Genomic DNA, 24,176 nt, shown 5'->3' on the forward strand with positions numbered 1-24,176 from the left:
TCACTCGGGCTGACTGATGTCAGCCCTTTTTTATTGTGAGGTTAACGTGGCAGTTTCGCTTTCCGCCGCCCGTTTGCGGCTTTACCATCTACTCTTCGATCAAACTCGTCGCTCCGGCCGCCGTTTTGAAGGGCTTTGCGGTTTATTTGCCCTGTTGAGCGTGGTTATTATTTTTGTTGAGTCTGGACTCGGTTCGCAGTATCACCTGTCGCTAGATGAATGGCATGTTTTTGTCTGGCTGGAATTAGGAATTACCGCGGTCTTCACCGTGGAATATATTTTACGCGTAATAAGCTGGCCGAATCCGCTGCGCTATATCTTCAGCTTCTGGGGATTTATCGATCTGGCGACCGTTCTGCCGCTGTATGTAATGTGGTTATGGCCGGAAATGAGCCTTGAGTATGTCTTTGCCTGGCGGGCCATGCGGGTTATCCGCGCGCTGCGTATTCTCAAACTGCTGCGCTTTATGCCGTCGCTGAATATTTTTTGGCGGGCTATCATCAGCGCCCGTCACCAGCTCATTCTGTTCTACTCGTTTATTGCTATTGTGATGGTGATTTTTGGCTCGCTGATGTATTTAATTGAAGGGCCGCAATACGGGTTTACCACCTTAAATGCCTCGGTCTACTGGGCAATCGTCACCATTACTACCGTGGGATACGGCGACATTACGCCGCATACGCCATTAGGGCGGATACTCGCCTCGGTGCTTATTCTCATCGGTTATTCTATCATCGCCATCCCGACCGGGCTGATTACGACGCATATGACGACGGCGCTACAAAACCGACGTGCCCGCCGCGTTTGCCCAAACTGCAGTAACGCCGAGCATGATAAAAATGCCCGTTTCTGCCACGCCTGCGGAACAGAATTACCGCAATAACGTATAAAACAAAAAGCCTGCCGATGTTACCGTCGGCAGGCTTTTCTACAGGCGCATTAGCTTAATGCTTATTCGCGCCACAGAATGTGGCACAGCTTGTGATCTTTTTCCCGGCATAGCAGAACGCGAGCGAAAATATCGTTGATCTCGCCGCCATCGGTATCGGCCAGGCCAATAACGACTTCGGCGAAGAAATCTGGATTGAGGTCGTAATCGACATGCTCTTGCCAGTCTTCCGCCGGGTCAAACAGTTCGGCGCCGCCGCGCTCTTCAAACTGCAGATTGAAAAGAATGATATCCGCCGGGTCGAGGTTATCGGCCGCCAGCTCAAGAAAGATATCGTAGGCCTGTTCGAGCGTTTCGTCTTCGGTCAGGCGATTGTTTAAATCCATATCCATGATTGCTACCCGTTAAGCATCTGATGGGCACGTTTTACAGCAACGGGCTGAAGAAGTAAAACAGTCGCTCTGCGATCCGCTGCCATAGCGGTCGTTTGGCCCACAGTTTTGCATCCAGCAGGCGCGAGCGGGAGATGTAATCGTCCTGCACCGCCGCCAGGTCGCCGCCAAAGCCCACGTCGTCGATCGCCAGCGTGATCTCGAAATTGAGCCACAGGCTGCGCATATCAAGATTAACGGTACCGACCAGGCTCAGTTCGCCATCTACCAGCACGCTTTTGGTATGTAGCAGGCCGCCTTCGAATTGATAAATTTTCACCCCAGCAGCAAGCAGTTCAGTGAAGAAGGCGCGGCTGGCCCAGCCTACCAGCAGGGAGTCGTTTTTGCGCGGCATAATAATACTGACCTCGACGCCGCGCTGGGCTGCGGTACAGATGGCGTGCAGCAGATCATCACTGGGGACGAAGTAGGGGGTGGTCATGATCAGATGTTCTTTCGCCGCATAAGCCGCAGTTAACAACGCCTGATGAATCAAATCTTCCGGGAAGCCGGGGCCGGAAGCAATAGTATGAATGGTATGCCCGTTAGCCTCTTCAAACGGCATGATATTGACGTCCGGCGGCGGGGGTAAAATTCGCTTGCCGGTTTCAATTTCCCAGTCGCAGGAGTAGACAATCCCCATGGCCGTAGCCACCGGGCCTTCCATTCGCGCCATCAGATCGACCCACTGGCCGACGCCGGAATCCTGTTTGAAGTAGCGTGGATCGACCATATTCATGCTGCCGGTGTAGGCGATATAGTTGTCGATCATCACCATTTTACGATGCTGACGTAGATCCATGCGGCGTAAGAACACGCGCATCAGATTAACTTTAAGCGCTTCAACCACCTCGATACCGGCGTTACGCATCATTGCCGCCCACGGGCTGCGGAAGAAGGCGACGCTGCCGGCTGAATCGAGCATTAGCCGACAATGCACGCCGCGGCGCGCGGCGGCCATCAGCGACTCGGCGACCTGATCGGCCATTCCGCCGGGCTGCCAGATATAGAACACCATCTCGATATTGTGTCGTGAGAGCTGAATATCGCGAATCAACGCCTGCATCACGTCATCGGATTCGGTTAGCAACTGCAGTTGGTTACCCTTAACGCCGGCGATCCCCTGGCGACGTTCACAGAGTTTGAACAGCGATTCGGCAACCGGGCTATTTTCTTGCGCAAAGATATGCTTGCAGCTTTTCAGGTCCGTTAGCCATTTGGCGGTAGAGGGCCACATGGCGCGCGCGCGCTCGGCGCGCCGTTTTCCAAGATGCAATTCGCCGAAGGAAAGATAGGCGATAATTCCCACCAGCGGCAGGATGTAAATAATCAGTAACCACGCCATGGCGGAAGGCACCGCACGGCGTTTCATTAGAATGCGTAATGTCACGCCGGCAATCAGCAGCCAGTACCCCAGAATGACCAGCCAGTTTACGACCGTGTAAAAGGTTGTCATAGATGAAAAATCCTTTTGAATAGCCCGATGCCATGAGTTTACGCATCAACATCCATCTGGCAAATAAAAACGCAGCGAAAGCGATGGTCAGACAGATTCATCGGTTTATAATGGGGCGTGTTTTCACTCGTAGAGTAGTAGCAATGAAGCGTAGTAGAACGGAAGTAGGGCGCTGGCGCATGCTTAGACAAGTAAGTCGCCGTAAATCGCGCTGGCTGGAAGCCCAATCGCGCCGCAACATGCGGATTCTTTCAATCAGGAAGTGCCTGGTAAAACGGCAGCGTCATGCTTTGCTGTTCACCTTCTCTGAATTTTGAGAGTAAAAATTAAAGGCACCGTGAATCGCCGCGGGTTTAACAGACACCTCAGGGTCACTGAAGATGACTTAAAGAGAGGTGCCCATGAGCGGTAAGCGTTATTCTGAAGAGTTTAAAATTGAAGCAGTCAAACAGGTTGTTGATCGTGGTCATTCTGTTTCCAGTGTTGCAACACGTCTCGATATCACCACTCACAATCTTTAGGCCTGGATAAAGAAGTACGGTCCGGATTCTTCCACTCATAATGAACAGTCAGATGCTCAGGCCGGGATCCGCCGTCTCCAGACAGACCAGATGCTGACCGGGCAGATCAAACAGTTCTGGCTTGAGTCTGGCTGCGTCTATGGTTAACGCAAGTGCGTGATACCGGACAGGCACAAGACAGCGGACCCGGTGGCTTACATTCGTGAATTTTCCAGCGTCATTCACGCGGAATACGGAACACTGCTGCAGGACCTGCGCAGAGAATAGCGATGCCGTTCGTCATTTTGCATTTATGAATGGCACGATTATGCGGGATACTTACACACTGGCTTCTCCCCCTCTTTACAGGTTCCTCTGACTCCACGTCAAACCATGCCTCTTACAGAAAATCCTCTCTCTGTGGCGTAAAAGTATCCAGCAATATACCGGCCTCCAGACACTCGCAACCGTGTATGATATTCGGTTGTTTGTAGAGTGTGTCACCGGCTTTCACCTCACGAGTCTCATCGCCAATGGTGAACACAAAGCGCCCGGAAAGCACATAGGTCAGTTGTTCGTGAATATGCCGGTGGAGTGCCCCGATAGCACCCTTTTCAAAATGTACTTCGACCGCCATCAGCGAACCACTGTGCGCCAGAATCCGCCTGCGTACTCCGTTACCGAGATCTTCCTCCGAAGTCTCGTCCCTAAAAATAAACATAGTTACTCCTTACCAAGTGAACTGACCAGAGTATCCGGTATTTGTGCAAGATAAAGGGCCGGCAGGCCTTCGAAATCAGATGTAAATAACACGTCCCGGTCGTCGGGTGAAAAAGAGGGATGCGGATGGGTAACCTGCCGGTCGCCGTCCAGCACCTGCCAGGAACTCTGATGTGTCGCCAGTGGCGCATAGCGGCGGGTTCGGGTGTCAAAGAGATAGAGAAAGGGATCGTTTTCGATGACATGCCCTGAGGTATCCTGTACATCCACCGGGGTACCCGAGCCATCACCCACCAGCAGCGTGCCATCGGCATTGCTCATCAGATGTGAGCAGGCCGGCATTGTCATCAGGCTGCTGTCTTCTCCGGTTTGTGGTGAGAAGCGGCGAATGTAACGCTCGGAATGACCTTTAAGGTATGAAACGTAGAGGAGTGCGGAACCATCCGGTACCCAGAACTCATGGGTACAGCTTTCTTCCGGCGCATGAGTTTTCACTTTGCGTACGTTACTCCCGTCTTCGTTGACCAGCCACATGCGTGCATCCACAAGATCGTGAGGTCCCTCATGACAGAATGCCACCGTACTGTCGTCGTAAGGTCGATAGAGGGGATGTCCAAGCCATTCGTTCGCTTCATGGATCACCCGCGTGGAACCGTTATGCAGATCCACCTGCAACAGGCGACAATGCGGACGACGCAGATAAAACGTCCGGAATTTTTGCCAGTCGGTGAGCGGTGTCCAGTCATCACGGGCAATTTCGATACCGACCAGACGCGTACATTCGCTGTTTGCTACCCAGGTGCCATAGCCAACCCATTCCTCCGGTACCGTATAGATCGTATGTTCGCTGTAATCATCCAGACTGACACGACGTAATTCCCGTTCGTTTTTCACGTAATAAAGGCTGCGATCGTCGGGCGACAAAAAGCCACCGAAAGTATTGTCACCACGACCGTGTGTAAGTTGAACGGCGGTCTGTTTTTGCCGGTCCAGCAGGTAATAGTTGCGATGACCGTCAAATTCAGCAGCAAACAGGAGTTTACTGCCGTCACGTGTAAAGCTTTTTTGATAGAAATAGTTGCGATGACATATCACATCTGGTGGTGTCAGACGCGTTATCCGAGCCCCGGTATGCGGGTCACTGAAATGGTGAAAATGTAACTGAATCGTTGAACCCTTAGCCATTACTAGCCCCTGCATTACAGAAGGAAATTTTATTATGAAATTGTGTTTCATAATAATAAAAACAAAGTATCTTTTCTGTCGAGGGGGAATGTCCAGTACCGATGATGGAAATGTAACCCCGGTCACAATTTCTTCAGAAGCGCCCTTAGCAATGTTTTTAATGTGAACATACTCACCTTTCTTTACGGCTATCCTGACTATAAAACACAGTCTTATAAAATCTAAAACGCTATTTCGTTTCTTGTTTGATAACAAAGGGCAGGGTTATGAAGATAGAAAGACCAGTTCTTTTCAGGCATCAGCTCGCATATGGAGGGGGTAACTTGCTGGGTAGCGGGGCACTGGCTATTGCCGGTATCTGGTTACTTTACTTTTACACCACCTTTTGTGGTCTGACACTGCTGCAGGCTTCGGCTATTTTTTCGGTTGCCAGTATTATTGATGCCATCAGCAATCCGCTCATGGGATATATTTCAGATAATTTCGGCAAAACGCGTCTCGGTAAACGCTTTGGCCGCCGCCGGTTCTTCATTCTGCTGGGCATCCCCCTGATGATGGTCTACCCCCTGCTGTGGATCGATGGATTTGGTTTCTGGTATTACCTTTGTACCTATGTGTTGTTTGAGTTGATCTACACCTCTGTCATGGTGCCCTATGAAACACTCGCCACTGAAATGACCGCAGATTTCGCGAAACGATCTAAACTCACTGGTTTTAAAGCTATTTTTGGTAAAGTAGCCAACTTTCTCGCCGCTTTCATTCCGGGCCAGTTCATTCTTGTTTACGGTAAAGAATCGGCCACCCCATTTTTTTACACCGCCCTGACATATGGGGTGATTTTATGTGTGGCGATGGGGACACTCTGGTATTACTCGTGGGAGCGCCCGGCCGCAGATGCTTCGCCGGAAAGTGAAGAAAACACCACGCTCAGCCATGCAATGCTGGCATTGCTGAGGGAGATGAGATCGACTTTTTCACTGCGTGTTTTTCGCAAACATCTGGGTATGTATTTGTGCGGCTTCGGGGCAGAGTGGCTGTTTGCTTCTGTCTTTACCTACTTTATCATTTTTGTCCTGCAGTATGATCCGACCATGGTATCCGGACTGAGCAGCCTGAACTCCGTACTTCAGCTCTTTTCCACAGCTATTTTTATTGCTATCTGCGTAAAACATGGGTTCAGCAAGCCCTATATACTTGCGCTGGGTATCGTTATTTTTTCCGTACTGTGTTATGCCGCGCTCTTTTTTTTCCACCTACCTCAACAGTATGCCACTGCGGCGATGCTGGCGATTACCGTTGTCTTCGGGATCGGTACGGGCGGGGTGTATTACATTCCCTGGACTGTGTATACCTTTCTCGCTGATGTTGACGAAGTCTTTACCGGACGCCGCCGTGAGGGGATCTATGCCGGCACGATGACCTTCTCCGGTAAACTTGTGCGCTCTGTGATTGTGTTTACTATGGGAGCGATCCTGAGTTTCTATGGATTCCAGTCTAAATCGCAAACCCAGCCGGAAAGTGCGGTAATGGCTATTGCGCTGGTCTTTTGCGTCGGTGTGATTGCACTGGCTCTCGCGGGGATTTATTTCAGCGCGCAGATGAAGCTGAACCGGAAGGCACATCTGGTGGTGCTTGCTGAGGTGGCACGTATCCGGGCTGGTGGCCAGATTTCACATGTCACAGCGGATGTTCGTGCCGTCATGGAAGCCCTGATCGGTTTTCCGTATGAACAATGCTGGGGTAACAGTACCGTCTGTTGCGATGGCAGAAACAAGCATCCTGACAGGACACCACTTGTCGGCACGACCCGACAACCCTGAGGTATACCGGTTTCTGTCAGGGCTCGGAAGGGAGGCGGAGTCAGAAGCCGGTGATGTTTCTTCTACCCCCCGGAAGGAGCACCTTTTCCTGACGCTGTCGCATCTCATGGTTTGCGAAACCAGTTCAGTCTGGCCGGATGAACCAGCCCGTGCAATGCGCGGGAATAATCCAGAACCAGCCCGGGAGTCCAGGCCATGGTAGTGGCACGGCGGCGGAGTTGTGCTGCGATCCAGAGCTCCGGCTGCAAAAAGAGCCGTAAAAAAACTGACCAGCCGCTCCGGTTGCACAGCACACCATCTAACGCGGCTTCAAGTGCGTAGGCCACACTGCTGGAGCAATTTCGCCAGGTAAGGTTATATATTTCCTGGCGGCGATAGTATGTAGCGAATGCCCGGAGTGATACCGCGTTGAAAGTATGAAAACAAACCTGTCTGTCGGCTTCACACCAGGCGGCGGACTCTGATGCGTAACTGTCCTGAAATTTTCCGGGTACATTATTCTCCCGTACGGCCCGGAGTGTGCGAAAAAACTCCGAAGGGGACCGATCTATATCCACTGCCGGGTAAAGACTGATATAGATATCCTGCATCTCCAGCGCGGCATGTCCGGTAGAAATGACCCCGGCAGAATCCACTGCTGCAATATAGCGATTCATCACTGGCCGGGGGAGAGTGTCCTGGGTAGCAGAACCTTCCGGTGTCCAGACCAGAACCCGGAGCTCTGTCGCTTCCAACGCCACTTCTTCCTGACAGGGATGCTGTGGTTCTGTATTTGTCGGCGCGTATCCTGTGCTGTCCGGAGACTGGACATCAAAAATAGTCACCCCCGGGGCCAGACTTCGGAGCCGAAAAGCAAGCAGAATGCAGTCAACGGCACTGAGCAGCATCAGCGCCCCGATGAACTGAGGAACCGTTCCATCATGATGAGTGGGATAGGGCTGGAAAAGGAATACCGCATACAGGATCTGACACATCCCGCCAGCCAGCGCGCGTCTCCAGTACGGATAACGAACCACCCAGGCGGCAGCAACCTGAAAAGCGCCGGACAACAAACAGATAAATCCCAGTATGATAGCCAGGAGGAGATTACTGCCTGAATATCCTGACAGAATAAGCAGGGCCACGGCTCCAATAATCCCACCTTTAAACAGATAAATTCCTCGCTTAGCCCCGGTGGCACCGGATGACGCAACAAGCGTTAACAGACTCTCGCACAAAAGAAACCAGCCAAAAAGTCCGAGCGGAAAATAGCGTGCTCCCAGCATACCGTCCGCCAGTACCAGAAAACCGAAAAGACCCCACATCAGACCTGCAGCAGTAAGAAGGTACCGGTTGCCACCGATAAAACGTCGGCCGCATAAAAGCAGTGCAATCTGCAGCATATTCAGTGGTCCTCCGGACGGATAACGGAAACCGGACCACTGGCGGGTAACCAGTATCCGACGAGGAATCCACCTGTTGTACCGGGCAAAAAGAATAGTCCCCGCTCGCAGATCAGTACGTGCTCATCTCCCGGCAATGTAAGCCGAAATATCAACGATCCGCCTACGGGCAGGCCGCGGATCGCCTGTTCCCAGCGTGATGTTAACTGTTGCCTGACAGCAGTATCCACGCTCTGGAGCAGGATTTTTCTGTCAGGCAGGTGTGCCACCGTATCTGCCAGCACCGGTGTTCCCTGCAGATCCCAGTCGATCCGGCCACTTCGGATATCCATGCGAAAGGCGGTTTCTTCGTGATGCATCTGCTTACGCCCCGGACCGTTTAGCTTATCCGGCAACCGCAGTAACAGCCGGACAAAGATAGTCAGGATGGCCGTACCGGACAGGTATCCCTGAGCGAGAAGCAGCGGTTCGCCCGGATCCAGGCCATTAATAAAAAAGGGGCCTGTCTGGTGCCATGAAAAGGAAACCACAACGATGCTCAGTGCCAGAAAAGCCAGCGCGCCGGCTTGGGCACCGGCGATGACCGGGACGACAGCAGTCAACAGGACCGGCAAGCAGGCCAGTCCGTAAATGAGCCCCGCCCGGGACTCTTCCCCGGAAGGGGAAGAGAAAATGAGTATGGCAATCACCGCGACCAACAGCACGCTGGCGAGGGTCTTTACGACGTCCCTCGTTGCCTTCCGGGCTGGCTCCCATGTCAGACCTGTCAGTATGGTAGTGGCGACGATGTTGCCGCTGACATTTGCCGCCCACCACAAAGCAGTGGTATCCGCAAAAGACACGGGATGACGCGAAGACAGCCATCCTGCTGCGGCCATACCAGCCAGCGCGCTGATGATAAGAGTACTGATTAGCCAGACACATACCTTACGAAAATCATCCTGTCCACGACTGTAGTGCTGTACGGCCAGCGCTACTGTAACGTCACCACTGACTGAAATCAGGGAAAGTATCAGGGATGTTTCCGAAGAATGGCGCATCAGCAGATCCATCCCTGCGCGGGCAGCAAAGAGCACGATATACATTGCGGGCCAGAATCGTCGCGGCAGAGAAAGGAAAGCGCTGACAGCAGCACCGGCAGGAAACCAGACCATCGCTACACGATTTTGCGGATCGTCCAGTTTCAGAGAGATAAATGCCAGAATAAGATAAATGACGGGCCAGATAATGAGGGCAGGAAGATAGTTTTTTTCTGCAATCTGTATACGTTTCGGCATATCCAGTACCTGCAGGTAATATCAGTGCGTGACGGTGGAGGAAAACAGCTGAATGACCACCACCCCCGACAGTATCAAGCCCATCCCTGCAATGGCGGGAAGATCAAGCTTCTGGCCGAAGAGAAACCAGGAAAAAATGGAGACAAGAAAGATGCCCAGGCCGGCCCATATCGCGTAAGCGATCCCCAGATTCATGACCTTAACGACCTGAGAGAGTCCGTAAAATGACACGGCATAACCGGCGACGACCCCAAGGGAAGGAAGCAGGCGTGTGAATCCTTCTGATGCTCTGACCATGGTTGTTGCAAAGGTTTCGGCCGCGATGGCCAAAATCAGGATGATCCACGTGTTCAGCATGACCTCATTGCCTTAAAGAAAGGGTTCTGGTTTAAAAAATAGGAAACAAACCCGGAATTGGCCACCTGTTGATCAATACCGGTACGAAGGGTTGCATGAACACTGCGGCTGTGGCCCTGACCCGAAATCCTGCACCATTCAGAAACAGAATGCCGTCATGATCTACACTCCCTGAACGGAGGTGGTGCCGATGAAAAAGTCACGATTCACCGAAGAACAGATTGTTTTTGCCCTGAAGCAGGCTGAACTGGAGACGTCCGTGCCGGAGGTCTGCGGTAAGCAGGGCATTTCCGATGCCACGTTCTATCGCGTTCGCTCAGAAGCAAAACTTTGGTACCGGGCGCGACGTTGTATCGACCAATCGGCTCCGGGTCATATGCGATGTCACGATCGGCTTCATCGGCAAGACAGGAAAGATAATCTTCACGGGTCATTGACTGGGAGAAGCGTCCGCACATATCAACCTCCAGTGGTCAGACTTAAAGTATAGAAGACGTATCGAGGATCCAAGGAAGGGCGACCATTCTGCACTTAGTGTACCTAAATGCGTCCTTTACAGAATGATCGCTATATTATGATTGGTATATCTTACTGATATTAACTAGCTAATTTGCTTAACTAAAATACTTTCTTGTAAGGTTTCACCGAGACGTGCTGATAGACGCCCGCGGCGATATAGGGGTCATCGTTGGCCCAGGACTGCGCCGCTTCCAGCGATTCAAATTCTGCGATAACCGTTGAGCCGCTAAATCCTGCCGCGCCAGGTTCATTGCTATCCACCGCGGGCATCGGGCCTGCGGTCAGTAAACGGCCTTCATCATGTAATAGTTGTAGGCGCGCCAGATGGGCAGGGCGCACCGCCTGGCGTTTTTCCAGAGAATCGGCGATATCTTCTGCGTAGATGACGTAAAGCACGGCAAGGCTCCTTAATCAAAAAATAGGCAAATCACGTGACGTGAAAGCGTTATGGGCAGCAATGTAAGATGCGCACGCCTTTAGCATGCCACGGCACGCCGGTTTTTTTCCACAAAACGAGGCAAAATTTGATGCAAGATAACACGTCTTATTGAATATGATTGCTATTTGCATTTAAAATCAGGGCATCATTTTTCAACAGAAACGACTATGAGCGCAATGACCCTTGATTTACCTCGCCGCTTTCCGTGGCCAACGCTGCTGTCCGTGGCTATCCACGGTGCCGTTGTGGCGGGGTTGCTTTATACCTCGGTACATCAGGTTATTGAAAAGCCTTCGCCTTCACAGCCAATCGAAATCACGATGGTGGCGCCGGCGGATTTAGAGCCTCCGCAGGCGGCGCAGCCGGTCGTTGAACCCGTTGTTGAACCGGAGCCGGAACCGGAGCCTGAAGTGGTGCCTGAGCCGCCAAAAGAGGCACCAGTGGTTATCCACAAACCGGAGCCGAAGCCCAAACCCAAGCCGAAACCAAAGCCTAAGCCGGAGAAAAAAGTCGAGCCGAAACGCGAGGTGAAGCCCGCTGAGCCGCGCCCGGTCTCGCCGTTTGAGAATAACAATACGGCGCCTGCGCGTACTGCCCCGAGTACCACGGCGGCAACGGCAAAACCGATGACCACCGCGCCGAGCGGTCCTAAAGCGTTGAAACGCGGCGACCCGTCTTACCCGCAACGTGCGCAGGCGCTGCGTATTGAAGGTGACGTGCGCGTGAAATTTGATGTCACCGCCGATGGTCGGGTGGAGAATATCCAGATACTCTCTGCGAAGCCGGCCAATATGTTTGAGCGTGATGTCAAAACCGCGATGCGCAAATGGCGCTACGAGGCAGGCAGGCCGGGCACTGGTTTGACGATGAATATCAAATTCCGCTTAAACGGCGTAAAAATGGATTAAGCTCGCTGATGAAAAAGGCCCTTTTGAGGGCCTTTTTTTACGCCTATTGCAGGGCTTCATCGAGCGCTTTTTGCGCGGTGACCAGGTGCTGACCGCCGAACAGAATTGCCCGATTAAGTAAAGTGTATAGCTGGTAAATCGGTTGCCGTTCAAGGAAACCAGCGGGCAGCGGCGAGACCGACTGATAGCCATCGTAAATCTGCGGCGGTTGTTCCGGATGCAGAGGCAGCATTGCCAGATCGCATTCGCGATCGCCCCAATAACATGCCGGATCGAAAATATACGGCCCATTGGGCCCTAGCGCGCAGTTCCCGGACCACAAGTCGCCATGTAATAAAGAAGGCTGCGGCTGATGGCTGCTGAGCCGCTGCTGTACACTTTCGACAATGTTGTCGATATCGCCGAAGTGCAGTCCTTTTTCCGCCGCTAGCTCCAGCTGCCAGCCAATGCGTTGTTCAGCGAAAAACGTTGACCAGCGGCGCTGCCAGGCATTCGGCTGCGGGGTCGTCGACAGATCGTTGTCAAAATCAAGGCCAAACTGCGGCTGGTCGCTCCACTGATGTAAATGGGCGATTTGCTGACCAAGCAGAAACGCGTTATGCGCGTCCAGCGGTCGCGGCGGCAAATATTCCATCACCAGAAAACTGTAATCCCGGTCGCTGCCGACGGCAAAAACCTGTGGAACGCTGACGGTTTTACAGCGCGAGAGCAGCTCCAGCTGGTCCGCCTCCGCGGTAAAAATGGGGAGCAGTTCGCGTTCATCGCATTTGACGAAATAATCTTTTCCGCCAAAACGTAAATGCCAGGCGGCATGGATCTCTCCGCCGGGTAGCTCGTTGCGCAGTTCGATTTCAGCGCCGTCAGTGTGCTGCTCGCTTAACAAATTGCTAATAGCTTGCCACATGCTGTCTCTCCCCATGTTTTCCACCATATCATAAGGTTAGCGTATAACCTGGCCGTAAAGTTCGAGCTAACGCACAACTGACGTCTTCCACGATGGCGATCGCACTTATTGAGCTTTTAACCATTCGCTAAATGTGATGATGGCGATCTCTGCCGGCCTGCCTAAAGCGGCTTTCGCGAGACCTGCGCTTAATGCCCGAACGTCTTCGGGGCTTTGTGCGCTCAGCAGGCCAAATGTGTTAGTACCTAAATCATGGGTTTTGCCATCATCGTCGTTGAGCGTCAGGACGAAACCTGCGCGAATGAAATGATTGCTGAGCTCGTTAATCTCAGTCAGCGCTTGTTCCTGGAACTTAACGGTGATCACGTGCGCGGTAATATCGTTGCTCATTTTTCACTCTGTTGTTATGCATGGAATTTCTAGCATAGACCATGGTAGCGAATTGACCCCCTTCACCCGGGTGAAGGGGGGCGATACTAGCGGCCACACAGGTAATCGTAGATTTTCTGCGTGTTGGTTAATGAACACAGGCGGGTGCCGTGGTTAATCGTGGCGGCGCTACCAGCGGCAACGCCAAAGCGGACCATATCCTCAAGCGAGGCATGTTCCGCCAGACGTAGCGTCATTGCGCCGACCATACTGTCACCCGCGCCAACGGTGCTCTGGCTTTTCATCGGTGGCGGCACCACCTGTACGCTGCCGGTGGCATCAACTCCCAGCGCCCCCTGCGGACCCAGCGAAACCACAACCCGGCGTACTTTTCCGGAGCGGATCAGTTCCAGCGCGGCATTACGCACGTCGTCAGGCTGGCTGAGGTCGCGCTGTACCAGCGCGCTAAGCTCTTTCTGGTTCGGTTTGACCAGCTCGATGTTGCCGACATCCAGCGCGGCGGCCAGCGCATCGCCGGAGCTGTCGATGATGCAACGTAGCCCGTGCTGCTGCGCGTTTTTTACCAGTTGAGTCAGATGCTCGACGCTGATTCCGGGAGGCAGGCTGCCGCTGATAACCAGCAGCGAACCGGGCTCAATCGCCAGCACTTTCTCTTCCAGGCGACGGAACTCCTCTTCGGTTAGCGCCGCGCCGGGCATGACAAAGCGATATTGTTCACCGCTGGCATCGACATGCACATGTAAGTTCTGCCGCGTCCAGTCGCGAGTTTCTATTGTTTCGACCGGGACCTGCTCGTCTGCCATCAGGGCGGTAAGATGCTCGCCGGTGGCGCCCCCAACCGGGAAAATCGCCGTCGCTTTACCACCCAGAAAGGTAATGGCCCGGGCGACGTTGATCCCGCCGCCTCCAGGTTCGAATACCGGTGCGCTACAGCGTAATTTGCCTTCGGGGTAAATTTGCGGCGTCAGCGTTGCGCTGTCGAGTGATGGGGCCAGCGTGAGCGTATAAATTTTGGTCATCCTGTTCCTCCTTAATACGAATAAAGCTGCTTTTTTAAGCATGGCACCGAAATGGAGTGAGGGGAAGCGGGGCGGACGATGGATTTACAAAGATGTCTGGGTTTTTATCTTTATGAAATAAAGATTGTTTTGGGAACCGTCTTATTCAAAAAACGAAATAGCAACTGATTGCTAAGTTATTCGTGCTTTTTTATAATCAAGCGCCTTTCTTAGGACTCGCATTCAGCGCGCCTCGCGAAAGTTTCCGGGACCTGCCTGGTCTCCTTAAATGTTGTACGGACTCTAAATTAAATGAAGGGATCGCTGGTCCATTCATCATTTGTACTGTCCTGAAGATATGTATTTTAGAGAGTTATAATGAAGCTTTTGAAGACAGTACCCGCAGCGGCATTGCTGGCGGGGGGGCTTTTTGCGTCTGTAAACGCACTGGCCGATGATTCCGTTTTTACCGTCATGGATGACCCTTCCACTGCCAAAAAACCTTTCGAAGGTGCTGTGAATGCGGGTTATCTCGCTCAGTCCGGCAACACGAAAAGCTCCTCAATGACCGCTGACTCCACGCTGACCTGGTACGGCGATACCACGGCCTGGTCACTGTGGGGCAATGCGAGCAACACGTCCTCTAACGATCAACGCTCTTCGGAGAAATATGCCGTGGGCGGCCGTAGTCGTTATAACCTGACCGATATGAACTATGTATTTGGCCAGGCCAGCTGGCTGACCGATCGCTACAACGGCTATCAACAGCGCGACGTGCTGACTGCCGGTTATGGTCGCCAGATCCTCAACGGCCCGGTTCACAGCCTGCGTTTTGAATTTGGTCCGGGCGTGCGTTACGACGAGTATACCGATGGCGATAACGAAACTCAGCCGCTGGGGTACGCCTCCGGCACCTGGGCATGGCAGATGACCGATAACGCCAAATTTACTCAAGGTGTTTCGGTATTCGGCGCTGAAGACACGACGCTGAACTCGGAAAGCGCATTAAATGTGGCAATCAACGCCCACTTTGCGCTGCGTGTCGCCTATAACCTGACGTGGAACTCGCAGCCGCCGGCTTCGGCGCCGGAGCATACCGACCGCCGCACCACCTTATCGCTCGGTTATAAAATGTAATTTTTCAGGCCGGGCAACCGGCCTGATTCCTGTTATTTCCTGCCGGGTATGAATACTCACTATAACGGATGATTTTTTCATTTCGCTTTTTAGCGGTGGTGGTATTTATCTCTTCATTTCAGGTAATTGATCGGTTAATTAACCGTGTGGTTTAAGCGGGAATTGGGCTGACCCCGCCCCGGTAGACGATTCTGTCCCATATTTGCGTTTGATCTATCAGAACACCAAGCCTCGCCATCGTGCTGGGCTTTTTTATGCCTGCGATCCGGGCAGGGCTCTTGGGTAGAGATGTACTGAATGAAACTATAATACCGTGTTGCAAGGGCCATCTACGATATAACTCTTATAGTTTCTGGTTGAAATTAATTAAATATGAAAAAATATATATTTGTTTTCATATTTGGTGATTTTTTGTGATTTTTAGAGTTTTATTTGTGTTCTTTGCTGTACTTTCTGCAAGTGGGTGCGTTCAGAAAACTTTAGATGAGCGTATATCGGAAGCTAAAGGAAAATACGTGACTCAATCAGCGGCGGGTAGTTCTGGTCTGGACCCCACTCAAGATGTTAATCCACTAGTTAGGTTAGAATGCAGTACAAAGGCTGGTACCAAAATCTCTGCACTGGTAAATGGTACATCTCAGATAGTGACGATCAGCGGTGCAGTCTTCCGTTATGTTGATCGATTTGACGATTCAAATGGAAAAGATACTCTGATGTTTGGTCGGGTTACCCATGGCGAAAAGTACGCGTTATTTATTCAAATGGATAGTTTTCCTGTGCCTCTCACCATGTATAGCGAAAAAATGGGTGTCATAAATTTTTCATGTCAGCCTTACACTGAATAATACACTCCATCTCCAACCAGGCTGCGCTTTTGCGTGGCCTTTTTTATTTTCAGGACCGCGGGAATCATCTGCGACGAGCATTGTTGATAAATCAACCCGACGGTCCTCATCCTTTCAAACATACAGCACCCGCTAACTACGCAAGGTGAGAGTATGTATCGCATGGAAAAGATAACCACTGGTGCTGCTTATGGCGCTTCAGCCGGGAGCATCCTGAATGGCATGCTTAATGCCTACAGCCCCGAGCAGTGGAATGCCATCGGCGTGCTGGCGGGCATTGTCATTGCCGTACTTACGTACCTGACGAATTTGTATTTCAAAATACACGAAGACAACCGACGAAGCAGGAGCAGAGATGAACCCGACGCTCAGGAATAAGATTGCGGCGTTGTTTGAATCGGCGATGTGCGCATTGATTACCCACACACTGAATGATGCAAAGCGCCTGTTTCAGGAAAAGGTGAAGTATGCATACGACAAACTGCCGGCGGAGATAAAGGCGGCTAACCCAGACAGCAACGATTCGTCTGGCGAACTCGTTTTTAAGAAAGGCGGCTCGCTATACGTCAGCACGTCGTTTTGTGGCGGTACGCTGCGCTATCTGCATGTTTCCGAGTTCGGGAATATATGCGCCAAGTATCCTGACAAAGCCCGTGAAATCGTCACTGGTGCGTTTGAGGCGGTATCGACAGGCTGCTTCGCTACTATCGAGAGCACAGCGGAAGGCCGGGCGGGTTACTTCTTCGATTACTGCCAGACGGCAGAAAAAGCCTTGCTGCAGGGTAAGCCACTATCCGCGCTCGACTGTAAGTTCTTCTTCTTTTCCTGGTGGAAGAATCCGCATTACGCAATTGACCCGGTTGAGTCGCTACCTCAGCGCTTAGTTGAATACTTTGCTGAGGTGGAGGCAAAGCACGGAGTAGTCGTCAGCGAGCGTCAAAAGGCCTGGTATTACGCCAAAAGAGAAAACACTCGGCGATGACATGAAGCGCGAATAACTGGGCGACGGTCGCCTCATTCTCAACGACTAAAGTTGTCCCTTCGCTTGAACCCAGGTTTACGCGAACAATTCTCACAATTTACAATCAGCTATTTCAAAGGGTTGCATAATGCTGATTGGCTACGCGCGGGTGTCTACCGGCGATCAAAACCTCGATTTACAGAAAAATGCACTGGTTCGCGCAGAATGTGAGCTAATTTTCGAAGATACCGCCAGTGGGAAGAACGCCAGACGACCTGGTTTAAGAAAAGCTATTCGCCGCCTTCGGCCCGGAGATTCACTGGTTGTCTGGAAACTCGATCGCCTTGGTCGTAGTGTGCGAGATCTCATCACGTTGGTATCAGAGCTGCAGGATCGAGGAATTCATTTTCGCAGCCTGACCGACAGTATTGATACCAGTACGCCGGCAGGACGCTTTTTCTTTCACGTCATGAGCGCTCTCGCAGAGATGGAAAGGGAGCTGATAGTTGAACGTACCCGGGCAGGGTTAGCCGCGGCAAGAGAACAGGGGAGAGTTGGAGGGCGCCGCCGGGTAATGACCCCGTAGGTCTTGGAACGATGCCAAAAATTGCTGGGGAATGGGGCGACCCGGCAGCAGGTGGCTGATGTTATCGGTGTTGGAGTAAAGACGATATATAAATATTTCCCTTCGCAAGCGGAAAATCGAATTCCTGGAAAAGTATACTCTGAGCATGTGTCGCCTCAATAGCTTATATTGAACCGACCATAATGGAGCTTCACGACCATCTTGAAAAACTCCCGGTTCGATAAAACTGGATTTCACTTACAACTTATATAATATACTATTGGAAGATTATTAGAATCCTTTCGCTAAGGGGAATAACATGCATAAAAGAGCAAATATTGAACGGTTTGCGGCAGTATGCATGGTAGTGACTTTATCATTAGGTATGGTTCTGTTCTCGCCTAATGTAAGTTCTGAAAATAAATTACATTCAACGACAAGTGCTGTGTCTCAATGCAATAAGGTCAGAAATGTAATCGGTGAATATAGACCTGTAAATGTCAAATACTTTACAGGAACGATGATTGTATATAATGATGATTTTAGTAATCGCTTCAGATATGCACTGCGAGCAAACGATGGGTTTACTAGTGTTTATGAAATAGCAGAGCATGTCAGAGGGTGTAAGTATAAAATCATTAGCAATGACCAGAACTACATCACTTTTAAAGGTGATATCCTAGAATATCATCATATTGGTTCTACCGGGTGGGTAGACAGCTATAGTAAGAAATAATAGGAAAATCATTATGGTTAATGCATCAAGATTAATAGTTGCCAGTCTTTTTGTTCTCCAGGCAGGCTTAGCTGGGGCGGCCACTTTATCTTGCATAGAACAGGGTGCTGATACTACAAAAGCTCAGCCAATAATCAGTTTTATACAAGACAGTAGTGGTAATGTGCAAAAAAACACCTTGGCGACGAGCGGAAAAACTGAGGAAGGTTTGTTTTATTTTTACTCAGGCCAACGAGAGGTTAAGGATAAAAATATTACTATGTTAATGTACAGTACCAGACAGAAGGGGCAGGTTGATAAAGTTGCAGCAGCAGACACATTGGCCATTTACCTTCCACATGATGAGAAGTTAGGGACTGTTGCAAAAGAGTTTCATACAGATAATGAAGGAAATATTACCGATGGTAATTCATATGTATGTGTTGATTTAAATAAATAAAAACTTATTGTACTGTTTGTCAATGCTTGCTGGTATTGCATTAATTTTGGTCAAATTGAACGCAGCCCTGTAAACATGGAGCCTTATGCAATTAATACGTTTTAAAATCAATGGTGAGCAATAGGCTCGATCAATTCAGGTCGGGGCACTTCACATTACCCGCGGCGCGCGTCACTGAATGCCAGATAAACTTATCTGCGGGCGCAGTACCGTCCGCAGCTATTTCCTCCGCCTCTTTCCCTTCAATACTTTGCCTCATCTATTCCCTTGCTGTTTTTGGTGACAGTTCCAGTGTCTGCAGTTTCGATACGTGCTTAACCAGCGGTGTTTTATCCCACCTCCTGGGCATAACCCCAGAAAACTGGATCGATATGCAGTTGTTCGTCGCGTTCGCTCAGAAGCAAAACTTTGGTGCCGGGCGAGACGTTGTACCGGCCAATAGGTTCCGGGTCGTATGGGATGTCGCGATCGGCTTCATCGACAAGACAGGAAAGATAATCTTCACGGGTCATTGACTGGGAAAAGCGTCCGCACATATCAACCTCCAGTGGTCAGAATGAAAGTATAGAAGAGGGAAGAGGGGTTGAAATGAGGTAATAAGGACTCATATATAAAGTCCACAATAAAAGTGTGCAGTTAATGCCATTACCGCGCTTTTACAATTTATCAAGGGCGTGTACTATTGAGGCTCGTTATCAGCAGGCGAAGGTAGGTACATTTAGGAAGTTTACATCCTGATGTACACAGTTTGCAGAGTGAAGCAAATAAAGCCATCTAACCTGATGATATAGTTAATTTATTTAGTTTTGTATGTGCTCTTTCGTGCGGGGCACCACTGCAAATAAGGACATAAAATGCCTGTAATTACGCTTCCTGATGGCAGCCAACGCCATTTCGACCATGCAGTTAGCCCGATGGATGTCGCTCTGGATATCGGTCCAGGCCTGGCGAAAGCCACCATCGCCGGACGTGTAAACGGTGAGCTGGTTGACGCCTGCGACCCGATCGAAACTGACTCCACGCTTTCTATTATCACCGCAAAAGATGAAGACGGCCTGGAGATCATTCGTCACTCCTGCGCTCACCTGTTAGGTCATGCGATCAAACAGCTGTGGCCGAACACTAAAATGGCCATTGGCCCGGTTGTCGACAACGGTTTTTACTATGATGTCGATCTGGACCACACCCTGACTCAGGAAGACATCGACGCGCTCGAAAAACGTATGCACGAGCTCGCCGAGAAAAACTACGATGTCATCAAGAAGAAAGTCAGCTGGCACGAAGCGCGTGAAACCTTCGTGAAGCGCGGCGAACCCTATAAAGTTTCTATTCTTGACGAAAACATCGGCCATGATGACAAGCCAGGCTTGTATCATCACGAAGAATATATCGATATGTGCCGCGGTCCGCACGTACCGAATATGCGTTTCTGCCATCACTTCAAACTGATGAAAACCGCTGGCGCGTACTGGCGTGGAGACAGCAACAATAAAATGTTGCAGCGTATCTACGGCACCGCCTGGGCAGATAAAAAAGCGCTGAACGCCTACCTGCAGCGTCTGGAAGAAGCCGCTAAGCGCGATCACCGTAAAATTGGTAAACAGCTTGACCTGTATCATATGCAGGAAGAAGCGCCGGGTATGGTGTTCTGGCACAATGATGGCTGGACTATCTTCCGTGAACTGGAAACTTTCGTTCGTTCGAAACTGAAAGAGTATCAGTATCAGGAAGTCAAAGGCCCGTTCATGATGGACCGTGTGCTGTGGGAAAAAACCGGCCACTGGGACAACTACAAAGATGCGATGTTCACCACCTCTTCCGAGAACCGTGAATACTGCATTAAGCCGATGAACTGCCCGGGTCACGTGCAGATCTTCAACCAGGGGTTGAAATCTTACCGCGATCTGCCGCTGCGTATGGCTGAATTCGGTAGCTGCCACCGTAATGAACCGTCGGGCGCGCTGCATGGCCTGATGCGCGTTCGTGGCTTTACTCAGGATGATGCGCATATCTTCTGTACTGAAGATCAGGTTCGCGATGAAGTAAACGCCTGTATTCGTATGGTTTATGATATGTACAGCACCTTTGGCTTCGAGAAAATCGTCGTCAAGCTGTCTACTCGCCCGGAAAAACGTATCGGTAGCGATGAGACCTGGGATCGCGCGGAAGCGGATCTGGCGGTGGCGCTGGAAGAAAACAATATCCCATTTGAATATCAATTGGGCGAAGGGGCGTTCTACGGCCCGAAAATTGAATTTACCCTGTATGACTGCCTCGATCGTGCATGGCAGTGCGGTACTGTACAGCTGGACTTCTCCCTGCCGCAGCGTTTAAGCGCCTCTTATGTTGGCGAAAACAACGAGCGTCAGGTACCAGTAATGATTCACCGCGCGATTCTCGGCTCGCTGGAGCGCTTCATCGGCATCCTGACCGAAGAGTTCGCTGGCTTCTTCCCAACCTGGCTTGCGCCAGTGCAGGTAGTGGTCATGAATATTACTGATTCTCAGTCTGAATACGTTAACGAATTGACGCGTAAACTACAAAATGCGGGCATTCGCGTAAAAGCGGACTTGAGAAATGAGAAGATTGGCTTTAAAATCCGCGAGCACACTTTACGTCGTGTCCCGTATATGTTGGTCTGTGGCGACAAAGAAGTCGAAGCCGGCAAAGTGGCCGTGCGTACCCGTCGCGGTAAAGACCTCGGCAGCATGGACGTAAATGAAGTGATCGAGAAGCTGCAACAAGAGATTCGCAGCCGCAGTCTTCAACAACTGGAGGAATAAGGTATTAAAGGCGGAAAACGAGTTCAAACGGCACGTCCGAATCGTATTAATGGCGAGATTCGCGCCCAGGAAGTTCGCTTAACTGGTCTGGAAGGTGAGCAGCTGGGTATTGTGAGTCTGAGAGAAGCTATCGAAAAGGCTGAAGAGGCTGGAGTAGATTTAGTTGAAATCAGCCCTAACGCCGAACCGCCAGTTTGTCGTATCATGGACTACGGCAAGTTCCTTTATGAAAAGAGTAAGTCTTCTAAGGAACAGAAGAAGAAGCAGAAAGTTATCCAGGTTAAGGAAATTAAATTCCGCCCTGGTACTGATGAAGGTGACTATCAGGTAAAACTCCGCAGCCTGATTCGCTTTCTCGAAGATGGCGATAAGGCCAAGATCACGCTGCGTTTCCGCGGTCGTGAGATGGCCCACCAACAGATCGGTATGGAAGTGCTTAATCGCGTGAAAGACGATCTGGTTGAACTGGCAGTAGTCGAATCCTTCCCAACGAAGATCGAAGGCCGCCAGATGATCATGGTGCTCGCTCCGAAGAAGAAACAGTAAGGCCATCAAGTAACATTCCGGTGGGCTTCGGCTCACTGGTTTGTTCGCCTTTGTTTCGTTTATTAACAATGCGAAGTGGAAGTTATTAAAATGCCAAAAATTAAGACCGTACGCGGTGCTGCAAAGCGCTTCAAAAAAACCGGTAAAGGTGGTTTTAAGCACAAGCACGCTAACCTGCGTCACATTCTGACCAAAAAAGCTACCAAGCGTAAACGTCACCTGCGTCCGAAAGCCATGGTTTCCAAAGGCGATCTGGGCCTGGTAATCGCGTGCCTGCCGTACGCATAAGTCGTTAACCCTTTTAACTTTTTAATTAGAATAGATACAGGAGAGCACATATGGCTCGCGTAAAACGTGGTGTAGTTGCCCGTGCACGTCACAAGAAAATTTTGAAACAAGCTAAAGGTTACTACGGTGCGCGTTCTCGCGTATACCGCGTTGCCTTCCAGGCTGTTATCAAAGCTGGTCAGTACGCTTATCGTGACCGTCGTCAGAAAAAGCGTCAGTTCCGCCAACTGTGGATTGCGCGTATCAACGCAGCAGCACGTCAGAACGGTATTTCTTACAGCAAATTCATCAACGGCCTGAAAAAAGCCTCTGTTGAAATCGACCGTAAGATCCTGGCTGACATCGCCGTATTCGACAAATTAGCGTTCACCGCTCTGGTCGAAAAAGCGAAAGCAGCTCTGGCATAAGCCAGTTGAAAGAGGGAGCTTGTCTCCCTCTTTTCGTTTCAACACTATCAATACATTGACTTTTATCCGTGCAGGCTTTTCAATACAGGTCTGACATTTCTTACCAGACAAGGTAATGCAAGCATGAATGCTGCTATTTTCCGCTTCTTTTTTTACTTTAGCACCTGAACTCAGGAGGCTAGCGCGTGAAAGAAGAAACGGAAAACAGCGCCAGAAAGCCTCCCCTGTGGAGGCTTTTTTCGTATATAGATTCGGGATATTTATTTCACTAAAACCGGTGTCTGCACCGACATAATGAGGAAAACCATGTCACATCTCGCAGAGCTGGTTGCCAGTGCCAAGGCAGCCATTAACGAGGCATCAGATGTTGCCGCGCTGGACAACGTCCGCGTTGAATATCTGGGCAAAAAAGGGCATCTGACCCTGCAAATGACCACCCTGCGTGAGTTGCCGCCGGAAGAGCGCCCGGCAGCGGGTGCGGTCATTAACGAAGCGAAAGAGCAGGTGCAGCAGGCGCTGAACGCGCGTAAGGCTGAGCTGGAAGGCGCCGCGCTCAATGCCCGTCTGGCGGCAGAGACCATCGACGTCTCGCTGCCGGGTCGCCGCATCGAAAACGGCGGTTTACATCCGGTTACCCGCACCATCGATCGTATCGAAAACTTCTTCGGCGAACTCGGCTTCACCGTGGCGACTGGCCCGGAAATCGAAGATGACTATCATAACTTCGATGCGCTGAACATTCCGGGTCACCATCCGGCTCGCGCCGACCATGATACCTTCTGGTTCGATGCGACCCGTCTGCTGCGTACTCAGACTTCTGGCGTACAGATCCGCACCATGGAAAACCAGCAGCCGCCAATTCGTATTATCGCGCCGGGCCGCGTCTATCGTAACGATTACGATCAGACCCACACCCCGATGTTCCATCAGATGGAAGGTCTGATTGTTGATAAGAACATCAGCTTCACCAATCTGAAAGGTACCCTGCACGATTTCCTGAATAACTTCTTCGAAGAAGATCTGCAGGTACGCTTCCGTCCGTCCTACTTCCCGTTCACCGAGCCGTCTGCAGAAGTTGACGTGATGGGTAAAAACGGTAAATGGCTGGAAGTGCTGGGCTGCGGCATGGTGCACCCGAACGTACTGCGTAACGTCGGCATCGATCCGGAAGTTTACTCCGGCTTCGCCTTCGGCATGGGCATGGAGCGTCTGACCATGCTGCGTTATGGCGTGACCGATTTGCGCGCATTCTTCGAAAACGATCTGCGTTTCCTCAAACAGTTTAAATAAGGGC

26 protein-coding genes, 6 pseudogenes and 1 other annotated feature are annotated in these 24,176 nt (G+C 51.0%); of the genes and pseudogenes, 19 read left to right on the plus strand and 13 right to left on the minus strand.

Going from position 1 to position 24,176, the window contains the following annotated elements:
- The first annotated feature begins 16 nt into the window (after positions 1–16).
- On the plus strand, positions 17–883 hold the full coding sequence (locus AC2CGP_RS22000) for an ion transporter (RefSeq protein ID WP_213759712.1): 867 nt from the start codon (positions 17–19) through the stop codon (positions 881–883).
- Positions 884–951: 68 nt separating this feature from the next.
- On the opposite strand, the gene AC2CGP_RS22005 is transcribed toward AC2CGP_RS22000, so the two are convergent.
- Both AC2CGP_RS22005 and cls read right to left on the minus strand, forming a co-directional pair.
- Positions 952–1,281 carry an HI1450 family dsDNA-mimic protein gene (locus tag AC2CGP_RS22005; RefSeq protein WP_015367064.1) on the minus strand — a complete coding sequence of 110 codons (330 nt, stop codon included), beginning with the start codon at positions 1,279–1,281 and terminating at the stop codon, positions 952–954.
- Positions 1,282–1,315: 34 nt separating this feature from the next.
- The gene (gene cls, locus AC2CGP_RS22010; RefSeq protein WP_015367063.1) at positions 1,316–2,776 is read right to left on the minus strand and encodes a cardiolipin synthase; all 1,461 of its coding nucleotides are present in this window, start codon (positions 2,774–2,776) and stop codon (positions 1,316–1,318) included.
- Between the two features lie 143 nt (positions 2,777–2,919).
- Between cls and AC2CGP_RS22015 the strand changes: the two genes are divergently transcribed.
- The gene (locus tag AC2CGP_RS22015) at positions 2,920–3,093 is read left to right on the plus strand and encodes a YciY family protein (RefSeq protein ID WP_086538044.1); all 174 of its coding nucleotides are present in this window, start codon (positions 2,920–2,922) and stop codon (positions 3,091–3,093) included.
- Between the two features lie 84 nt (positions 3,094–3,177).
- Positions 3,178–3,283 (plus strand): annotated as a pseudogene (locus tag AC2CGP_RS22020) (transposase); the annotation flags it as partial.
- Positions 3,284–3,676: 393 nt separating this feature from the next.
- Here the strand turns inward: AC2CGP_RS22020 and AC2CGP_RS22025 are convergent.
- Positions 3,677–3,997, minus strand: coding sequence for a cupin domain-containing protein (locus tag AC2CGP_RS22025; RefSeq protein ID WP_047040885.1), 321 nt, complete (start codon positions 3,995–3,997; stop codon positions 3,677–3,679).
- Between the two features lie 2 nt (positions 3,998–3,999).
- Positions 4,000–5,181 (minus strand): oligogalacturonate lyase family protein, encoded by a 1,182-nt coding sequence (locus AC2CGP_RS22030; protein WP_015367059.1) that lies wholly within the window; start codon positions 5,179–5,181, stop codon positions 4,000–4,002.
- A 266-nt stretch (positions 5,182–5,447) separates the two neighbouring features.
- Between AC2CGP_RS22030 and AC2CGP_RS22035 the strand changes: the two genes are divergently transcribed.
- Positions 5,448–7,001, plus strand: coding sequence for an MFS transporter (locus AC2CGP_RS22035; RefSeq protein WP_045362740.1), 1,554 nt, complete (start codon positions 5,448–5,450; stop codon positions 6,999–7,001).
- A gap of 104 nt (positions 7,002–7,105) precedes the next feature.
- Here AC2CGP_RS22035 and AC2CGP_RS22040 read toward each other — a convergent pair whose 3' ends face one another.
- Genes AC2CGP_RS22040 through AC2CGP_RS22050 form a run of 3 tightly spaced genes read right to left on the minus strand, consistent with a single transcriptional unit; the run spans position 7,106 to position 10,014 of the window.
- Complete coding sequence (locus AC2CGP_RS22040) at positions 7,106–8,383, minus strand: HdeD family acid-resistance protein (RefSeq protein WP_126028784.1); 1,278 nt, start codon at positions 8,381–8,383, stop codon at positions 7,106–7,108.
- Between the two features lie 2 nt (positions 8,384–8,385).
- On the minus strand, positions 8,386–9,660 hold the full coding sequence (locus tag AC2CGP_RS22045) for an MASE1 domain-containing protein (protein WP_126028785.1): 1,275 nt from the start codon (positions 9,658–9,660) through the stop codon (positions 8,386–8,388).
- Between the two features lie 21 nt (positions 9,661–9,681).
- Entirely contained in the window at positions 9,682–10,014 is a 333-nt protein-coding gene (locus AC2CGP_RS22050; RefSeq protein WP_171830396.1) for an SMR family transporter, read from the minus strand.
- A gap of 193 nt (positions 10,015–10,207) precedes the next feature.
- Here AC2CGP_RS22050 and AC2CGP_RS22055 point away from each other — a divergent pair.
- Positions 10,208–10,324: pseudogene (locus AC2CGP_RS22055) on the plus strand (transposase); the annotation flags it as partial.
- Here the strand turns inward: AC2CGP_RS22055 and AC2CGP_RS22060 are convergent.
- Positions 10,311–10,475: pseudogene (locus AC2CGP_RS22060) on the minus strand (SOS response-associated peptidase); the annotation flags it as partial. The pseudogenes AC2CGP_RS22055 and AC2CGP_RS22060 overlap by 14 nt on opposite strands.
- 160 nt (positions 10,476–10,635) lie before the next feature.
- Positions 10,636–10,932, minus strand: coding sequence for a YciI family protein (locus AC2CGP_RS22065; RefSeq protein WP_015367051.1), 297 nt, complete (start codon positions 10,930–10,932; stop codon positions 10,636–10,638).
- A gap of 210 nt (positions 10,933–11,142) precedes the next feature.
- On the opposite strand from AC2CGP_RS22065, the gene tonB reads away from it, so the two are divergent.
- Positions 11,143–11,883, plus strand: a complete 741-nt coding sequence (tonB, locus tag AC2CGP_RS22070) for a TonB system transport protein TonB (RefSeq protein ID WP_015367050.1) — start codon at positions 11,143–11,145, stop codon at positions 11,881–11,883.
- 43 nt (positions 11,884–11,926) lie between these two features.
- Here tonB and AC2CGP_RS22075 read toward each other — a convergent pair whose 3' ends face one another.
- The 3 genes from AC2CGP_RS22075 to pfkB form a co-directional block, all read right to left on the minus strand.
- Complete coding sequence (locus AC2CGP_RS22075) at positions 11,927–12,787, minus strand: fructosamine kinase family protein (RefSeq protein WP_015705109.1); 861 nt, start codon at positions 12,785–12,787, stop codon at positions 11,927–11,929.
- A 105-nt stretch (positions 12,788–12,892) separates the two neighbouring features.
- Positions 12,893–13,177: a type V toxin-antitoxin system endoribonuclease antitoxin GhoS gene (gene ghoS, locus AC2CGP_RS22080; RefSeq protein WP_213198231.1), complete on the minus strand. Its 285-nt coding sequence runs from the start codon at positions 13,175–13,177 to the stop codon at positions 12,893–12,895.
- An 86-nt stretch (positions 13,178–13,263) separates the two neighbouring features.
- The gene (gene pfkB / locus AC2CGP_RS22085; RefSeq protein ID WP_045385832.1) at positions 13,264–14,196 is read right to left on the minus strand and encodes a 6-phosphofructokinase II; all 933 of its coding nucleotides are present in this window, start codon (positions 14,194–14,196) and stop codon (positions 13,264–13,266) included.
- A gap of 357 nt (positions 14,197–14,553) precedes the next feature.
- Between pfkB and AC2CGP_RS22090 the strand changes: the two genes are divergently transcribed.
- The 7 genes and pseudogenes from AC2CGP_RS22090 (at position 14,554) to AC2CGP_RS22120 (ending at position 18,858) form a co-directional block, all read left to right on the plus strand.
- The gene (locus AC2CGP_RS22090; RefSeq protein WP_015705111.1) at positions 14,554–15,312 is read left to right on the plus strand and encodes a DUF481 domain-containing protein; all 759 of its coding nucleotides are present in this window, start codon (positions 14,554–14,556) and stop codon (positions 15,310–15,312) included.
- Between the two features lie 515 nt (positions 15,313–15,827).
- Positions 15,828–16,157 carry a hypothetical protein gene (locus AC2CGP_RS22095; protein ID WP_047739867.1) on the plus strand — a complete coding sequence of 110 codons (330 nt, stop codon included), beginning with the start codon at positions 15,828–15,830 and terminating at the stop codon, positions 16,155–16,157.
- A 153-nt stretch (positions 16,158–16,310) separates the two neighbouring features.
- Complete coding sequence (locus AC2CGP_RS22100) at positions 16,311–16,535, plus strand: class II holin family protein (RefSeq protein WP_047739866.1); 225 nt, start codon at positions 16,311–16,313, stop codon at positions 16,533–16,535.
- 4 nt (positions 16,536–16,539) lie between these two features.
- Positions 16,540–17,152 (plus strand): annotated as a pseudogene (locus tag AC2CGP_RS22105) (terminase); the annotation flags it as partial.
- A gap of 114 nt (positions 17,153–17,266) precedes the next feature.
- Positions 17,267–17,866, plus strand: a pseudogene (locus tag AC2CGP_RS22110) (recombinase family protein).
- A 136-nt stretch (positions 17,867–18,002) separates the two neighbouring features.
- Positions 18,003–18,419, plus strand: coding sequence for a hypothetical protein (locus AC2CGP_RS22115; RefSeq protein WP_047739865.1), 417 nt, complete (start codon positions 18,003–18,005; stop codon positions 18,417–18,419).
- Between the two features lie 13 nt (positions 18,420–18,432).
- Positions 18,433–18,858 (plus strand): hypothetical protein, encoded by a 426-nt coding sequence (locus AC2CGP_RS22120; protein ID WP_045367434.1) that lies wholly within the window; start codon positions 18,433–18,435, stop codon positions 18,856–18,858.
- Between the two features lie 107 nt (positions 18,859–18,965).
- Here AC2CGP_RS22120 and AC2CGP_RS22125 read toward each other — a convergent pair.
- A pseudogene (locus AC2CGP_RS22125) lies at positions 18,966–19,394 on the minus strand (SOS response-associated peptidase family protein).
- Positions 19,395–19,712: 318 nt separating this feature from the next.
- Here AC2CGP_RS22125 and thrS point away from each other — a divergent pair.
- From thrS to pheS, 6 genes are all read left to right on the plus strand, one after another.
- Positions 19,713–21,641, plus strand: a complete 1,929-nt coding sequence (gene thrS, locus AC2CGP_RS22130) for a threonine--tRNA ligase (protein WP_015367045.1) — start codon at positions 19,713–19,715, stop codon at positions 21,639–21,641.
- Positions 21,642–21,644: 3 nt separating this feature from the next.
- On the plus strand, positions 21,645–22,187 hold the full coding sequence (infC, locus tag AC2CGP_RS22135; RefSeq protein ID WP_004189469.1) for a translation initiation factor IF-3: 543 nt from the start codon (positions 21,645–21,647) through the stop codon (positions 22,185–22,187).
- 90 nt (positions 22,188–22,277) lie between these two features.
- Positions 22,278–22,475, plus strand: a complete 198-nt coding sequence (gene rpmI, locus AC2CGP_RS22140) for a 50S ribosomal protein L35 (RefSeq protein ID WP_001124225.1) — start codon at positions 22,278–22,280, stop codon at positions 22,473–22,475.
- A 50-nt stretch (positions 22,476–22,525) separates the two neighbouring features.
- Complete coding sequence (rplT, locus tag AC2CGP_RS22145) at positions 22,526–22,882, plus strand: 50S ribosomal protein L20 (protein WP_004102963.1); 357 nt, start codon at positions 22,526–22,528, stop codon at positions 22,880–22,882.
- Positions 22,883–23,000: 118 nt separating this feature from the next.
- Positions 23,001–23,125, plus strand: a sequence feature (Phe leader region).
- The gene (gene pheM, locus AC2CGP_RS22150; protein ID WP_001386830.1) at positions 23,006–23,050 is read left to right on the plus strand and encodes a pheST operon leader peptide PheM; all 45 of its coding nucleotides are present in this window, start codon (positions 23,006–23,008) and stop codon (positions 23,048–23,050) included. Its footprint overlaps the feature before it by 45 nt.
- Positions 23,126–23,188: 63 nt before the next feature.
- A complete protein-coding gene (gene pheS, locus AC2CGP_RS22155; RefSeq protein ID WP_015367044.1) occupies positions 23,189–24,172 on the plus strand; it encodes a phenylalanine--tRNA ligase subunit alpha in 984 nt (327 codons plus the stop codon).
- The last annotated feature ends 4 nt before the right edge of the window (positions 24,173–24,176 follow it).

The organism is Klebsiella sp. SYXHC3 (genome assembly GCF_057196925.1).

What these genes read in the sequence shown, in the direction of transcription:
- cls (WP_015367063.1), bottom strand. Translation starts at nt 2,776, where the DNA reads ATGACAACCTTTTACACGGTCGTAAACTGGCTGGTCATTCTGGGGTAC.
- rplT (WP_004102963.1), top strand. Translation starts at nt 22,526, where the DNA reads ATGGCTCGCGTAAAACGTGGTGTAGTTGCCCGTGCACGTCACAAGAAA.
- AC2CGP_RS22005 (WP_015367064.1), bottom strand. Translation starts at nt 1,281, where the DNA reads ATGGATATGGATTTAAACAATCGCCTGACCGAAGACGAAACGCTCGAA.
- AC2CGP_RS22120 (WP_045367434.1), top strand. Translation starts at nt 18,433, where the DNA reads ATGGTTAATGCATCAAGATTAATAGTTGCCAGTCTTTTTGTTCTCCAG.
- AC2CGP_RS22075 (WP_015705109.1), bottom strand. Translation starts at nt 12,787, where the DNA reads ATGTGGCAAGCTATTAGCAATTTGTTAAGCGAGCAGCACACTGACGGC.
- AC2CGP_RS22040 (WP_126028784.1), bottom strand. Translation starts at nt 8,383, where the DNA reads ATGCTGCAGATTGCACTGCTTTTATGCGGCCGACGTTTTATCGGTGGC.
- AC2CGP_RS22000 (WP_213759712.1), top strand. Translation starts at nt 17, where the DNA reads ATGTCAGCCCTTTTTTATTGTGAGGTTAACGTGGCAGTTTCGCTTTCC.
- AC2CGP_RS22115 (WP_047739865.1), top strand. Translation starts at nt 18,003, where the DNA reads ATGCATAAAAGAGCAAATATTGAACGGTTTGCGGCAGTATGCATGGTA.
- pheS (WP_015367044.1), top strand. Translation starts at nt 23,189, where the DNA reads ATGTCACATCTCGCAGAGCTGGTTGCCAGTGCCAAGGCAGCCATTAAC.
- AC2CGP_RS22045 (WP_126028785.1), bottom strand. Translation starts at nt 9,660, where the DNA reads ATGCCGAAACGTATACAGATTGCAGAAAAAAACTATCTTCCTGCCCTC.
- AC2CGP_RS22090 (WP_015705111.1), top strand. Translation starts at nt 14,554, where the DNA reads ATGAAGCTTTTGAAGACAGTACCCGCAGCGGCATTGCTGGCGGGGGGG.
- AC2CGP_RS22035 (WP_045362740.1), top strand. Translation starts at nt 5,448, where the DNA reads ATGAAGATAGAAAGACCAGTTCTTTTCAGGCATCAGCTCGCATATGGA.
- rpmI (WP_001124225.1), top strand. Translation starts at nt 22,278, where the DNA reads ATGCCAAAAATTAAGACCGTACGCGGTGCTGCAAAGCGCTTCAAAAAA.
- AC2CGP_RS22025 (WP_047040885.1), bottom strand. Translation starts at nt 3,997, where the DNA reads ATGTTTATTTTTAGGGACGAGACTTCGGAGGAAGATCTCGGTAACGGA.
- AC2CGP_RS22100 (WP_047739866.1), top strand. Translation starts at nt 16,311, where the DNA reads ATGTATCGCATGGAAAAGATAACCACTGGTGCTGCTTATGGCGCTTCA.
- pfkB (WP_045385832.1), bottom strand. Translation starts at nt 14,196, where the DNA reads ATGACCAAAATTTATACGCTCACGCTGGCCCCATCACTCGACAGCGCA.
- AC2CGP_RS22015 (WP_086538044.1), top strand. Translation starts at nt 2,920, where the DNA reads ATGAAGCGTAGTAGAACGGAAGTAGGGCGCTGGCGCATGCTTAGACAA.
- ghoS (WP_213198231.1), bottom strand. Translation starts at nt 13,177, where the DNA reads ATGAGCAACGATATTACCGCGCACGTGATCACCGTTAAGTTCCAGGAA.
- thrS (WP_015367045.1), top strand. Translation starts at nt 19,713, where the DNA reads ATGCCTGTAATTACGCTTCCTGATGGCAGCCAACGCCATTTCGACCAT.
- AC2CGP_RS22030 (WP_015367059.1), bottom strand. Translation starts at nt 5,181, where the DNA reads ATGGCTAAGGGTTCAACGATTCAGTTACATTTTCACCATTTCAGTGAC.
- tonB (WP_015367050.1), top strand. Translation starts at nt 11,143, where the DNA reads ATGAGCGCAATGACCCTTGATTTACCTCGCCGCTTTCCGTGGCCAACG.